Consider the following 12,452-nt stretch of genomic DNA (forward strand, 5'->3'; position numbering starts at 1 on the left):
ATCATTCAGTACCATCATTTGTCTGAACCTGCGGAAAGTGAGTTAGAACCCTCTGCCATCTGGCTAAACCTCGCTTTTCTGCGACTTCTTGCGGTTATTCGTGAGGGTTTCAATCCGATTAAAGAGCAATGTTTGCTCTTTAAACGCTTGATCATAGACATGGCGAATTACATCCTGGGTGTTGGGATCATTCTTGCCGTTGGGGTCAAACTCTGGATAAGCTGCTTCGCAGCAATTTATAATATCGATGATGGCTGGCAAGAGTTTTCTGATCGAAGTTCGTGAGTCATAATCAGTTTTTGTCTTTTGACGATGGTAGTACGACATTGCCTCAGCAAGTTCGTTTAAATTGAAGGTAGATTGTTCATAAGAACCAGACACCGGCTTGCCTGGAATAAAGTTCAATTTCTTAATAAGTATATCTCTCAACATGATTTGTGTACCAAACTGGCGATGTTTTTCAGCGGCATTATCATACATTTCGCCCTGTTGTAAAGTTCCTTTTGGACTAGGCAGTTTTCTTTCAGTTTTAGGTTTAAGTTTTGCTTGAGTTTTAGGTTGTTTGATTTCTACTTCTGTATTTTTTTGAGGACTAGAACCTTCCCCAGAAGTTGCAGAATTTTGGTTTACATTTTTTGTCGAGCTATCTTGAGCATTGTCCGCAGAGGATTTCTTCTTCAGTGCAGATAACAGTTTGTCTGATTCATCCTCAATATTGCTGTAGATCGATCTAGCGCAAGTTGCAGGGCAGTCCTTCGCTTCTTTTGGGCTAATGCAATCCCAATAATCACCCGTAATTCGGCTCATCTGATCGAGTAAATTAAGGGCATCAGTAAGATTGCTTATTCCCTTTGAATTTTGATCCCGGAATTTTTCATACTCCTGCAAAATATTGATCATCTGGCTATGGGACTGGATATAGTCTTCCTTCTGTGCATGATCACCATTACTCATTTTATAGTCAAAGACCGCCGCTTCTTGCTTTTCAAATTCCGCTGCGGTCATGATCTCATTAGTCAAGAAATATTGAGTTGAGTCTATTTCAGTGGCATCCTCTTGACCCTGAGCCGTTTGGCGATCGCTCCCTCCACTCTGTTTGCCATCCTCAATTTTAACCTTTTCACCCTGACCTTCTTGCAAGCTGGGAGGTTTAATCGTCACATCTACTTCTAGATCTTCCGGTGCAAGATGTTCAAAATTATCAATAAGTGACTGATAATCTTCTATACTTCCTTTGATATCTTTGAGGGTTTCAAATATTCCTTCCATGTATACGGGAGGTTCTTGTATTTCTTTGTAAATATTGGCGGGTTTTAGGAGCTTGCTGTGAATCTTAAATACGATCGTCAGAAGACTAGACACAGTAGTATCTTCGCCAAATGATTTGATGTATTCAGAACAAGGTTCAACCAAACCTTGTTCAATCAAAGTCTTGAGAGACAAAATCATTTTAATTTGATCAACAACGCTCATGCCTCCCTGTTTAGCAAAAAATGCTTGTCTTGCTTGTATAAACATTTTAAAACCATTATCAATTACGGCAAACCTTTCATTTTTTCGAGAGCCAAAGAAAGGAGTTGTTTTTTCAATAAAGTAATCTAGCGGCATCAAATTAATTTGCACCGCAGCCACCATGTCTTGAAGATCAAGATCTCGTTGATTTTCGATGGTAGTTATTGCTTTAAAGGAATCTTTGACTTCTGATTTAAAACTAGCTAGATTCTGTTGGTTAGATAAGGCAAATTGAATCTCTTCAGCGACGTGTGCTTTCATATTCGTTTCAACGGCTGTATTTGCTGGTAAAGCTTGGATTTTTTTAAGCATATTCAAGCATTGACTAGACTGCTTAATCAAGCCATCAAAGTCTGCCTCAATTGTCTTCAAAACATTGCGACGCTCCTTAGGGGGAATACTTTTACCACTCTTCTTCGCTTGATCGCCAATAATTTGATCTACTTTATTATGTAAATCGTAAACTTTTTGAAGACAACTGATATTAAACGTCAAATAATTTTTGTAGAGGTCTTGAAGGGTTCCCAAATTATTCACTTGAGACTCTTGTTTCTGGACGGATTGGGAGCCGCCGGATTGCTGTACCACATGGGTTAATTCGTGGGCGATTAATTCCTGACCTGCTGTGCTGTTGGGGTTGTATTCGCCTTGGCGGAAAAATACGTCTTGCCCGGTGGTAAACGCCTTAGCTTGGATGGCGGTATTGAGTTGATCGGACTGGCCATTGGTATGAATCCGCACGTTGCTAAAATCTGCCCCCATGGCCTGGCCCATGGATTCCTGCAAATTCGTGTCTAGAGATTGACCCCCTCCCTTGGCCCGTTGAATCCCAGTTTCCACATCCGCAGCAACAGCCCCGCCTCCTAAATTTCCCTGAGCCTGCATGACTCCCGCAAGGGGTGAAGGGGTGAGATTGCGGCCAACGGGTTGAATCGGGGTGGATTTCGTTTGGACGGTGGGGGCATTGATGGCCTGTACCACTTGTTTGGCGGTGGCATCGGCTTCCTGTTCGTAGCGATCGCCCACCTCCCCCAAGGTTAACTTCGCCTGAACCGGCAGCAGGCCAGAACCCTCGACCGCCACCACCGATGGTGGCACAGCGCGGGGTGAAGGGGCTAGATGGGAAGCCTTTTTTTGGACGGGCGGCACAAAAGGACGAGACTGTTGAACTTGATTTTTAGCCATGGTGTCACCTATCGAAGCTGAGGAATATACGGAATCTATGCGGAATTTTGCCCTCAGTTTTGATCGGGCATTACGGGAGTTTATAACATCATGAGAGGTGAATTGAAATACGACTTTAGTCTAGATTTTTAAATCACCTTCTATTGTTTTCACTTGACAAGTGAAAACAATTCTGGTTCGTTACAATGTGGGTAAATAGTAAATCTTGAAAAGAAGTGAATCTATCATTGATAACTCAAAAGAGATACTTGTTTAAAACCGATTCAGCGATATAAAGCGATGAATAATGATTGGCACGCCGTCAATTCACAATCCTTGATTGAAAATGTTAATCAGCTTCAGCAGTTTTTAGAACGGCGGTGGTCTGCTCAACAAAACCCCGACGAGGATATCGGGGGAGATCGTGATCCCATGATCCAGATCCCGGCACTTTCCCCCCCTTCCCGCCTAGAAACGCTTTACACCACATTTAACCTCTCTCCCTTTGAACTGAATTCGCTGCTCATGGCCGTTGGCGTTGCCCTTTTTCCCCGGTTTTCTGCCCTCTGTGCCAGCTTCAACCATAACCCCCAGATGCCCTATCCCACCTTTGGCCTGGGGTTACAACTTTTTGCCCATGCCCATTGGAATGCTTTCACACCCCAAGGGCCCCTCCGCCGTTGGCAACTCCTGGATGTGGGAACTGGCCCAGTCATTACCCAATGCCCGCTGCAAATCGATGAAACGATTTTGCATTACTTGATGGGGGAACCCTACCAAGACGATCGCCTCGCTTCCTTCATGAGTCCCCTGGTGGCGGATACGGCGGCAATGTTGCCCCCCTCCCATGCTCAGATTGTGGAGAACCTGTTAACACTGCTGACGGCTGAGACTCCGGGGATGGTGCAACTGTGTGGTGTGGAGCATAGTGATAAACGGGCGATCGCTGCCGCTGTGGGGGAAGCTCTCCAGAGACCTGTGAAAATTTTATGGGGCGATCGCCTCCCCACCGACCGGGACAACCTCCGCTACATCACCCAACGCTGGCAACGGGAAGCCGCCCTCACCCAAAGCTTGTTAATTCTCGATCTTGACGGCTTCAATTTTGCTGATGGGGCCAAAGGGGCGATCGCCACCCAACTGATCACCGATCTGCCACCCCCCCTGCTCATCTTCACGGAAGAACGCATCCAAAGCCCCCGCCATCCCCTCATTACCCTTGAAATCCTCTCCCTCACCTATCAAGAACAACTGGATCTCTGGCAGCGGAACCTAGGTGAGGCGACCCACCTCCTCAGTGGTGAGTTAGGGATGATGGTGTCACAATTTAACCTCAGTCCCCAGGCGATTCAAGCCGCTGCCCATCATCTTCAAAAACAACCTCAAACCGAGTCAACCTCCACCGCATCTCCCTCGATCATTGCCCAACAACTGTGGCAAATTTGCCGCACCATGGCCCGCCCCCGCTTAGATGACCTTGCCCAACGCATTGATACTAAAGCCACTTGGTCAGATTTGGTTTTACCGGAAAATCAACTGAAAATTTTGCAGCAAATTGCTGTCCAACTGCGTCAACGGTCTAAGGTCTATCAAGAATGGGGCTTTGCGGCTCAAAATAATCGCGGTTTAGGGATGACGGCGTTATTTTCCGGGGCCAGTGGGACGGGGAAAACCATGGCCGCCGAAGTGCTGGCCCAAGAATTCCAACTCGATCTCTATCGCATTGATCTCAGTGCCGTGAGTAGTAAATACATTGGCGAAACTGAGAAAAATCTCCGCCAAATTTTCGACGCTGCCGAAGCCGGATCAGCGGTTTTACTCTTCGATGAAGCTGATGCTTTGTTTGGCAAGCGGAGCGAGGTGAAAGATAGCCACGATCGCCACGCCAATTTAGAAGTGAGTTACCTCTTACAACGGATGGAATCCTATCAAGGCTTGGCGATTTTAACCACCAATCTCCGCGATTCCCTTGATCAGGCCTTTGTGCGGCGGCTCCGGTTTATGCTCACCTTTCCGTTTCCCAAGGCAGAGCATCGTTACGCCATCTGGCAGCGCATTTTCCCCCCTCAAACCCCCACCCAGGCGTTGGATTATGACGAATTGGCCCAGCTTGAAGTAGCCGGGGGAAATATTCGAGCGATCGCCCTCAATGCCGCCTTCAATGCCGCCGAAGCCCATGAGCCGATCCAAATGAAACATCTCCTCAAAGCCGCCCGCGTCGAATATTTAAAAATTGGTCAAGCCCTGACGGGGATTGATCTAGATGCGTGGTTGGAGCCGCAACGGGTCGAAAACTGAGGGGGAGCCAGAAATCAAGGGGAGCGATCGCGCCGAAATTGGGCGGTGAGAGGTGCGATCGCGCCCCGGCCCCTCCTTTAGAACGGCCCAGAAACACGCTATTCTAAGGGTTACCCTCGAATCTCACACCCAACCGGATTCGATGCACCCCTGACTTCACTCGACGTAACCCACCATGTTTGACGCTCTCGCCGACCGCTTAGAAGACGCTTGGAAAAAGCTACGCGGCCAAGACAAAATCTCCGACACCAACATCAAAGACGCGCTCAAAGAAGTGCGGCGGGCCCTCCTCGAAGCCGATGTAAACCTGCAAGTGGTGCGGGATTTTGTCAAAGAAGTCGAGCAAAAAGCCCTCGGTGCAGAAGTGATCACCGGAGTCCGTCCCGATCAACAATTTATCAAAATCGTCCATGATGAATTGATTGCGATCATGGGCGACAGCAACGCCCCCCTCGCCCATGCCGACACCGCCCCCACCGTGATCCTCATGGCCGGGCTGCAAGGAACCGGGAAAACCACCGCCACCGCTAAACTCGCCCTCTACCTCCGCAAAGAGCAGCGTAGTTGTTTGATGGTGGCCACCGATGTTTATCGTCCGGCAGCGATCGATCAATTAATTACCCTAGGGCAACAGATTGATGTGCCCGTCTTTGACCTCGGCAAAGATGCGAACCCCGTCGAAATTGCCCGCCAAGGGGTGGAACGGGCGAAAGAATTGGGCGTGGATACGGTGATCATCGATACCGCCGGACGGTTGCAAATTGACGCAGACATGATGGGCGAGTTGGCCCAGATTAAAGCGATCGCCAAGCCCGATGACACCCTCCTCGTCGTTGATGCCATGACCGGGCAAGAGGCCGCCAACCTCACCCGCACCTTCCACGATGAAATCGGCATCACGGGGGCGATCCTGACGAAAATGGACGGGGACAGCCGAGGCGGGGCGGCGCTTTCGGTGCGCTGCATTTCCGGCCAGCCGATTAAGTTCATCGGGGTGGGGGAAAAGGTGGAAGCCCTCCAGCCTTTCTATCCCGATCGCATGGCCTCACGCATCCTCAACATGGGCGACATTCTCACCCTCGTTGAAAAAGCCCAAGAGGAAATCGATCTCTCCGATGCGGCGGAACTCCAAGAGAAAATCATGGAGGCGCGGTTTGACTTTAACGACTTCCTCAAGCAGATGAAACTGCTGAAAAATATGGGGTCGTTGGGCGGGATTATGAAGCTCATTCCCGGCATGGGGAAACTGAGCAGTTCCGACCTTCAAAAAGGCGAGTCGCAACTGAAAATCACCGAAGCGATGATCAGTTCGATGACCATGGCCGAACGCAAAGATCCCGACCTCTTGGCGAAGTCTCCGAGTCGGCGCGATCGCATCGCTCGCGGCTCCGGCCATTCCGTCCGCGCAGTCTCGAAACTGATCGCCGACTTCACCCGGATGCGATCGATGATGAAACAAATGGGCCAAGGCGGCGGCATCCCTGGCATGGGAATGCCCGGCATGGGCGGCGGCGGTCTCGGCGGCATGTTCGGCGGCGGCCCCGGCGGTGGGATGCCGAACATGGGCGGCGGCAAAAAACGCAAGAAAACCAAGAAAAAGAAAGGCTTTGGCGAACTGTAAGCCCTGCCTTTGAGGGCGATCAGAAGCCCCTCGCCCTGTGGGAGAGGGGTTTGGGGTGAGGGGAAGGAGTAACCTGCGGAAGGTCAGGATCTAAGTCATGATCACCGTTTTGAAGCGGATTTTGAGATAGTCCTCTTCCATTTTTGCGCCAGCGGGTTGGAGGGCGGCGAGGGCTTGGGGGAGGACGAGATTACGGCGATGGTTGCCGATGCGGATATTTAATTCATCACCGGTTTTGTTGAGTTGAATTTGATCCTTGCGGATGCCGGGTAGGTAGAGTTCAAGACTGTATTGATCGCCGTCTTGGACGACGCGCATTGTATTTTCTTGGTAATAAATTTGGGTGGGATCTTCATCGCCGTAAAGAGTTTTTTTGAGGCGATCGAGGGCTTCTAAACCGCACATTTCCGTTGAATAAAGGGGCACTTCTTTCACGGGCAGGGGATGAAAATCGCTGTGGATTTCTTGCTTGTAAACCTGTTGATTGGCTTTCCACTGTTGGAAAAACGGATCATTGACGGTATCAGGAATGATCCGATTGGCGATGATTAAATCCGTGGCGACGTTGTACAAACTCAGGTAGGCATGGGCGCGGCGGGATTCTTTCAACACCATCCGTTCAGGATTAGTTACTAACCGTACCGAGGTTTTTTGGTTGTCGGTGAGGACTTTTTCGAGGGCTTCGATTTGTTCGTAAAACTCATAGGGTGCATCCATCACCTCTTTATCCGGCAGGGAAAACCCGGCAATGGGCTTAAAAAACGGCTCCACGAGGGGACGGAGGGCAACGGACATCCCTTGCAAGGGTTTATAGAAGCGGCGCATATACCAGCCACCGACTTCGGGGATGCTGAGGAGACGGAGGGCGGTTCCGGTGGGGGCGGAGTCGATGATCAGCACCTCATAGTCGCCGTCGTCGTAGTGGCGTTTCATCCGCACGAGGCCAAAAATTTCGTCCATGCCGGGGAGGATGGCGAGTTCTTCGGCTTGGACACCATCGAGGCCGCGGGCTTGGAGGACTTGGGTGATGTAGCGTTTGACTGCGCCCCAGTTGCCTTCGAGTTCCATGAGGGCATCGAGTTCGGCGGCCCAAAGGTTGGGGCGGATTGGCTGGGCTTCGTGGCCGAGGTCGATTTCGTAGCTGTCGGCGAGGGAGTGGGCAGGATCGGTACTCAGGACGAGGGTTTTGTAGCCGAGTTCGGCGCAGCGGAGGCCGGTGGCGGCGGCGACTGAGGTTTTACCGACTCCTCCTTTGCCAGTCATTAAGATTAAGCGCATGAGTATTGATCCTACTTGGGGGCGGGTGATGAGAAATTGATACGTTTCTTTACTTTAGCGGGTTGGGGGAGTGACTGACGAGGTACGCCGGGCCGCTTACCCTTTGACACTTTATGCTTCAACGGGGGTGAGGCGATACAGTCGTCCGAGTTGGGCTGCGGTTCGGAGGTCTTGGTTTTGCAGGGCTTGACGCAGGTGATCGAGTTTTTGCGCTTCGGCAAGATCAAGGTAAGGTGACCAATCATGATCGGTATAGGTTAGGGTGATTTGAATTTCTGCCATGTAGTCACCATGGCGAATGATTTTGGTTTGGGTTTTAGTGTTCATGGTTTTCGAGTTTTGTGGTCATGTTCCCAACGGTCTGGGCTGGGTCGATAGGCGGTGATTAAGACTGCGGGAGATTTGGCATTTTTGGGAATGCCCCACACAGTATATATGGGTTGGTTTTGATAATCTCTCTTTTTGATTTCTTGTTGATGAATCAATTTCAAAATTTGGTTAAATGTTTCGCTCATTATTTCAGAGGTCGCCACGGAAGGCTCTTTGTAGGAGGGAGTTGAATAGGTTTTCTGATTGTTGTTTGAATTTCTGACTTCTTGCATAAAATAGATCATGCTTCTGATAAAAAGTATCAAATTCTTCTTGTAGCTTTCTAGATGGAAGAAAAACAGGAAGTTCTCTCAAATCAGAAAGATTAAACAAGCTTTGTACTCCCCCTTTGGTTCGACGCTTTAAGAAACTAGAAACTCCAGAAAATATTAAATAGCTTGCAATAAACCTTGGATTAATCAAATCACTTCTTACATCAATTAATCCTAGATTTCTATGAATGTTCGCCCCATATAGCTCTTTTGGAACAACTCCAACTGTTCCCAAAGTACCAACAAGTGATACAAGTATTTCCCCACCTTTTAAAATTGTCCTATTATACTGATCTGATAATTTTTGGGATACGCAATGTAATCCTGAAGTTTTTACTGTTCCATCTTCTAAATCCTGAATTCTTAACATAGGAATTCCATTCTTATTATGTTCTCCTGGCTTTAGAATTCCATATGTAATTGGACGATTTGTCAACTCTTCTAACTTCACAACATCCCACCCCTTGGGGTTTGTGGCGGGATCGCCGAACATATCGAGGAAGAGCGATCGCGCCAACTCTTCCGTTAACCGAATCGCCTCCCGACGCTTACGCCGCACCCCGTCCGCCTTATCCAAAATCGCCGCAATCCGCTTCTGCTCCTCAAGAGGCGGGTAAACAATAGGGAATTTTGCTAATATTTTTGGGCTAATTCTTGGTAAATTTACACCAGTTGATCTAGTGGTTGCCAAATTAACTAAAATTTCTTGTCTCAAGTAATAAAATAGATAATTTTTGTCAATACTTTCGCTTGGCTTTATCGGCAAAATATCAGTGCTACAAACGCCCAAGAAACTAGGACGAGAAATCTTTTTAAGATATGGTCTAAGTTTTCCATACAAAATATGGGATTCTGTAAATTGAAATTTACTGCTTGCAATATCTCCGTTCATCACGATCGAAAAATCTTTAATATTTCCACCTCTGTTAATATTTTCTAGTCCAATATACTTAGTTCCTTCTTTTATTGAATCTGGTTGTATTGATAATCTTTCAATGGTTGCAACCTTATCCAATGTCGATTGCTTCCAACCATCAGGCTTTTTGATTTCAATCATATTTTCAAAACCCCCTAAAATATCCAAAACACAACAAACCCTAAACCCACAAATCCCCAACCCCATCACGCAGAGATGAGCCGCCCCCTCGGTTCCGGAACCTCCCGCCCCAACTCTTGCGCCGTCGTGATCCATTCCCGAATTACCACCTCCACATTACGCACCGCCTCCGTATAACTTTGTCCATCCGCAAAACATCCCGGCAACTCCGGAACCTCCACCACAAAGCAATCATCCTCATGGCTCCAATAAATCACTAACTGATACTTAATTGACATCGCGATCACCTAAATTATATTTAAGAATTAAACCTCTAATTTGCTTCACTTGATACGCCTTCGCCTGTGACCCTCGCGGCTGGATGTTGATGATTTCAATAATATCCTCCCTCGTGAAAATAAAGTGGTCACCCTTCACCCTTTGGTCAAAACCCAACTTAAGCAACAAACCACAAAGTTGTTTGAAATCAATAGTTGTGTCCGATTTACCCCCGATTATCTTCAATAATAGCTTTTCATATTTACCCATCTAAAAAGCTCCATCCATTGCTCTATTCCAAAGACTCAAACGCAAATTGTGCTGGTTCGATATGCAGTCATTAACCCAAAACAGCCAAAACATCCCCATCACTCTGGGCGGGTAATATCGATCGCAATTTTGCCGCTGAAGTTGGGGATGGGGGCGGCTTCCTTGGTGAGTTGGATGCGGACTTGGGTGATGCGGGGCAGGGTGAGGAGGCGATCGCTAATCACCGTTGCGAGGCGTTCGATCAGGGCGTAGGGTTGGGTTTGGATCGTGGTTTGGACGATCGCGATCGCCTCTCGATAGTCCAGCGTTTCCCTGAGATCATCGCGGGCCCCCGCCACCCGCAGATCTACCCAGAGAGTCAGATCCACCGAAAACCATTGCCCTAACACCGTTTCTTCCGGCAATGCCCCCGTATACCCGTAGGCGCGGATGTTAGTGATGTGGATGCGATCGCTGCTCATTCCCCTAAATCCCGATGGGTGAACGGTTTTGCATTTTCGCCGGTATAGGTGGCAGCGATGTGACCCTGGCCCACCACCTCGTATTTATAGGTGATTAAGCCCTCTAACCCCACCGGGCCACGGGGCGGCATTTGGGCGGTGCTGATCCCCACCTCTGCGCCGAAGCCGTAGCGGAACCCATCAGCGAACCGCGTCGAGCAATTGTGAAACACCCCCGCCGCGTCTACGGTTTGTTGAAATTGGCGGGCGATCGCCTCATCTTGGGTGACGATCGCATCAGTATGTTTGGAGCCGTAGGTGTTGATGTGGTCAATGGCAGCGGTGACAGAATCCACCACCTTAATCGACAGAATCAGATCACTATATTCCGTCGCCCAATCTGCATCGGTGGCAGGGTTGATCGGGATAATCTGCCGGGTCGCAGCATCACCGCGCAATTCCACGCCCTGGGCTTGGAGGGCAGCCGCGAGGGGGGGAAGGAGTTGGGGCGCGATCGCTTCATGTACCAGCAGCGTTTCAATCGCATTACAGGCCGCCGGATAGTGAGTTTTCGCATCCACCGCGATCGCGATCGCCATCCCATGATCCGCCGCCTGGTCAAGATAAAGATGGCAAATCCCATCGGCATGGCCCAACACCGGAATCCGCGTATTGGCTTGGATATAGCGCACAAACTGATTCGAGCCACGGGGAATAATCAGATCCACATAATCATCCAGGGTGAGGAGCGATCGGATTTCGGCGCGAGTGGTGAGGAGTTGCACCGCGTCCGGGTTCACCGCCGTCGTCGCCAGGGCGCGATGAATCACATCCACCAAGATTTGGCACGATCGCAACGCCTCGCTGCCCCCTTTCAAAATCACGCCATTACCGGACTTAATCGCCAAACTGGTGATTTGAATCAGCGCATCGGGCCGGGCTTCAAAAATAATCCCCAACACCCCCAGCGGACAGGTCACCCGCTTCAACACCAACCCCCTATCCAGTTCACGATGAATCTGCACTGACCCAACGGGATCGGGCAATTGCGCCACATCCCGCACGCCTGCGATCGCCCCCTGTAACTTACTCGCCCCCAACTTCAACCGCGCATAGAGAGGTTTAGCAATCCCGTCCCGCTCCGCTGCATCACAGTCGGCCTGATTAGCGGCCAAAATCTCCGGGGTGGCAGCTTCGAGGGCAGCAGCGATCGCCTCTAGGGCCGCGTTGCGATCGTTGCTGGAGAGGGCGGCCAACTGTTGGGCGGCGTGGCGGGTTTGGCGACCCAACTCGGTTAAGGTGGGGGTAATTTCGGGGGCGATCATGGTGAACTAACTCCTAGATTGGTTTTAACACCGAAGGTCTATTTTAAATCACCATTATCATGAGCCATTTAGGGGTAGGTTGAAAGAATAATCTGATGGAGTTTGACCCATGACTGAGACCCCGAAAACCACCGGCGCTGAGGCTGTGGATGCAGCGATCGCCCAAGGCCTTGATTTAGACGGCAGCCCAATCCCGGCGGCAAAATTGCAGTTGTATCAGGATGTGATGGGCTTAGAAGGCGATCGCCAACGCAGCGGCGTGAGCAATACGATGCGATCGCGCATTGTCCGCATCGGTGCAAAACACCTCTCCCAAGCCGAACTCAATCAACGCCTCCTGGATGCCGACTTTGCCCCCCTCAAGGAAAAAGAAATCCTGTTTTATTACGGTGGCAAATAGCCGACGGCAGCGGGAAGGGTCGGGCGCGGTTAGGAACAAAGGTACGGGTTGACACTCCCACCGTTAAATCAAAGATTATAACGGGGGATTCTTGTTTCACTGGGTTTGTCTAGTTTCAAGTCATCTCTGTCTTGAAACCCCGTCCAGATTCCCCTCCACAAGCATCTGTTTAACGTCCACTGAATGTC

Annotated in this window: 11 protein-coding genes; 3 read left to right on the plus strand and 8 right to left on the minus strand. The window is 49.6% G+C overall.

Going from position 1 to position 12,452, the window contains the following annotated elements; all coding sequences use genetic code 11:
• Window positions 1–63 precede the first annotated feature (63 nt).
• Entirely contained in the window at window positions 64–2,697 is a 2,634-nt protein-coding gene (locus PN477_RS05395) for an eCIS core domain-containing protein (RefSeq protein ID WP_272120445.1), read from the minus strand.
• A 279-nt stretch (window positions 2,698–2,976) separates the two neighbouring features.
• Here PN477_RS05395 and PN477_RS05400 point away from each other — a divergent pair, with 279 nt between their 5' ends.
• Together PN477_RS05400 and ffh are read left to right on the plus strand one after the other, a co-directional pair.
• Entirely contained in the window at window positions 2,977–4,974 is a 1,998-nt protein-coding gene (locus PN477_RS05400; RefSeq protein ID WP_272120443.1) for an ATP-binding protein, read from the plus strand.
• A gap of 175 nt (window positions 4,975–5,149) precedes the next feature.
• Window positions 5,150–6,595 (plus strand): signal recognition particle protein, encoded by a 1,446-nt coding sequence (ffh, locus tag PN477_RS05405; RefSeq protein WP_272120441.1) that lies wholly within the window; start codon window positions 5,150–5,152, stop codon window positions 6,593–6,595.
• Window positions 6,596–6,685: 90 nt separating this feature from the next.
• Here ffh and PN477_RS05410 read toward each other — a convergent pair whose 3' ends face one another.
• The 7 genes from PN477_RS05410 to proA all read right to left on the minus strand — a co-directional run bounded on the left by PN477_RS05410 (window position 6,686) and on the right by proA (window position 11,864).
• Window positions 6,686–7,873 carry a TRC40/GET3/ArsA family transport-energizing ATPase gene (locus tag PN477_RS05410; RefSeq protein WP_272120439.1) on the minus strand — a complete coding sequence of 396 codons (1,188 nt, stop codon included), beginning with the start codon at window positions 7,871–7,873 and terminating at the stop codon, window positions 6,686–6,688.
• 111 nt (window positions 7,874–7,984) lie between these two features.
• Window positions 7,985–8,200, minus strand: coding sequence for a hypothetical protein (locus PN477_RS05415; RefSeq protein WP_272120437.1), 216 nt, complete (start codon window positions 8,198–8,200; stop codon window positions 7,985–7,987).
• A gap of 192 nt (window positions 8,201–8,392) precedes the next feature.
• A complete protein-coding gene (locus PN477_RS05420; RefSeq protein ID WP_272120435.1) occupies window positions 8,393–9,571 on the minus strand; it encodes a restriction endonuclease subunit S in 1,179 nt (392 codons plus the stop codon).
• 65 nt (window positions 9,572–9,636) lie between these two features.
• Window positions 9,637–9,849 carry a type II toxin-antitoxin system HicB family antitoxin gene (locus PN477_RS05425; RefSeq protein WP_272120433.1) on the minus strand — a complete coding sequence of 71 codons (213 nt, stop codon included), beginning with the start codon at window positions 9,847–9,849 and terminating at the stop codon, window positions 9,637–9,639.
• Window positions 9,839–10,099 carry a type II toxin-antitoxin system HicA family toxin gene (locus tag PN477_RS05430; protein ID WP_272120432.1) on the minus strand — a complete coding sequence of 87 codons (261 nt, stop codon included), beginning with the start codon at window positions 10,097–10,099 and terminating at the stop codon, window positions 9,839–9,841. Before PN477_RS05430 ends, PN477_RS05425 begins: the two co-directional genes overlap by 11 nt.
• A gap of 98 nt (window positions 10,100–10,197) precedes the next feature.
• Window positions 10,198–10,560 carry a dihydroneopterin aldolase gene (gene folB, locus PN477_RS05435; RefSeq protein ID WP_272120430.1) on the minus strand — a complete coding sequence of 121 codons (363 nt, stop codon included), beginning with the start codon at window positions 10,558–10,560 and terminating at the stop codon, window positions 10,198–10,200.
• Window positions 10,557–11,864 (minus strand): glutamate-5-semialdehyde dehydrogenase, encoded by a 1,308-nt coding sequence (gene proA / locus PN477_RS05440; protein ID WP_272120427.1) that lies wholly within the window; start codon window positions 11,862–11,864, stop codon window positions 10,557–10,559. The genes folB and proA overlap by 4 nt, the downstream gene beginning before the upstream one ends.
• A gap of 109 nt (window positions 11,865–11,973) precedes the next feature.
• On the opposite strand from proA, the gene PN477_RS05445 reads away from it, so the two are divergent.
• A complete protein-coding gene (locus PN477_RS05445) occupies window positions 11,974–12,264 on the plus strand; it encodes a small RNA NsiR4-regulated ssr1528 family protein (RefSeq protein WP_272120425.1) in 291 nt (96 codons plus the stop codon).
• Window positions 12,265–12,452: the final 188 nt, after the last annotated feature.

The sequence above is a fragment of the Spirulina subsalsa CS-330 genome (assembly GCF_028330765.1).
Lineage (GTDB): Bacteria > Cyanobacteriota > Cyanobacteriia > Cyanobacteriales > Spirulinaceae > Spirulina > Spirulina subsalsa_A.

Excerpts from the sequence above, each read along its gene's own strand:
- PN477_RS05395 (WP_272120445.1), bottom strand. The coding sequence starts at position 2,697 with ATGGCTAAAAATCAAGTTCAACAGTCTCGTCCTTTTGTGCCGCCCGTC.
- PN477_RS05400 (WP_272120443.1), top strand. The coding sequence starts at position 2,977 with ATGAATAATGATTGGCACGCCGTCAATTCACAATCCTTGATTGAAAAT.
- ffh (WP_272120441.1), top strand. The coding sequence starts at position 5,150 with ATGTTTGACGCTCTCGCCGACCGCTTAGAAGACGCTTGGAAAAAGCTA.
- PN477_RS05410 (WP_272120439.1), bottom strand. The coding sequence starts at position 7,873 with ATGCGCTTAATCTTAATGACTGGCAAAGGAGGAGTCGGTAAAACCTCA.
- PN477_RS05415 (WP_272120437.1), bottom strand. The coding sequence starts at position 8,200 with ATGAACACTAAAACCCAAACCAAAATCATTCGCCATGGTGACTACATG.
- PN477_RS05420 (WP_272120435.1), bottom strand. The coding sequence starts at position 9,571 with ATGATTGAAATCAAAAAGCCTGATGGTTGGAAGCAATCGACATTGGAT.
- PN477_RS05425 (WP_272120433.1), bottom strand. The coding sequence starts at position 9,849 with ATGTCAATTAAGTATCAGTTAGTGATTTATTGGAGCCATGAGGATGAT.
- PN477_RS05430 (WP_272120432.1), bottom strand. The coding sequence starts at position 10,099 with ATGGGTAAATATGAAAAGCTATTATTGAAGATAATCGGGGGTAAATCG.
- folB (WP_272120430.1), bottom strand. The coding sequence starts at position 10,560 with ATGAGCAGCGATCGCATCCACATCACTAACATCCGCGCCTACGGGTAT.
- proA (WP_272120427.1), bottom strand. The coding sequence starts at position 11,864 with ATGATCGCCCCCGAAATTACCCCCACCTTAACCGAGTTGGGTCGCCAA.
- PN477_RS05445 (WP_272120425.1), top strand. The coding sequence starts at position 11,974 with ATGACTGAGACCCCGAAAACCACCGGCGCTGAGGCTGTGGATGCAGCG.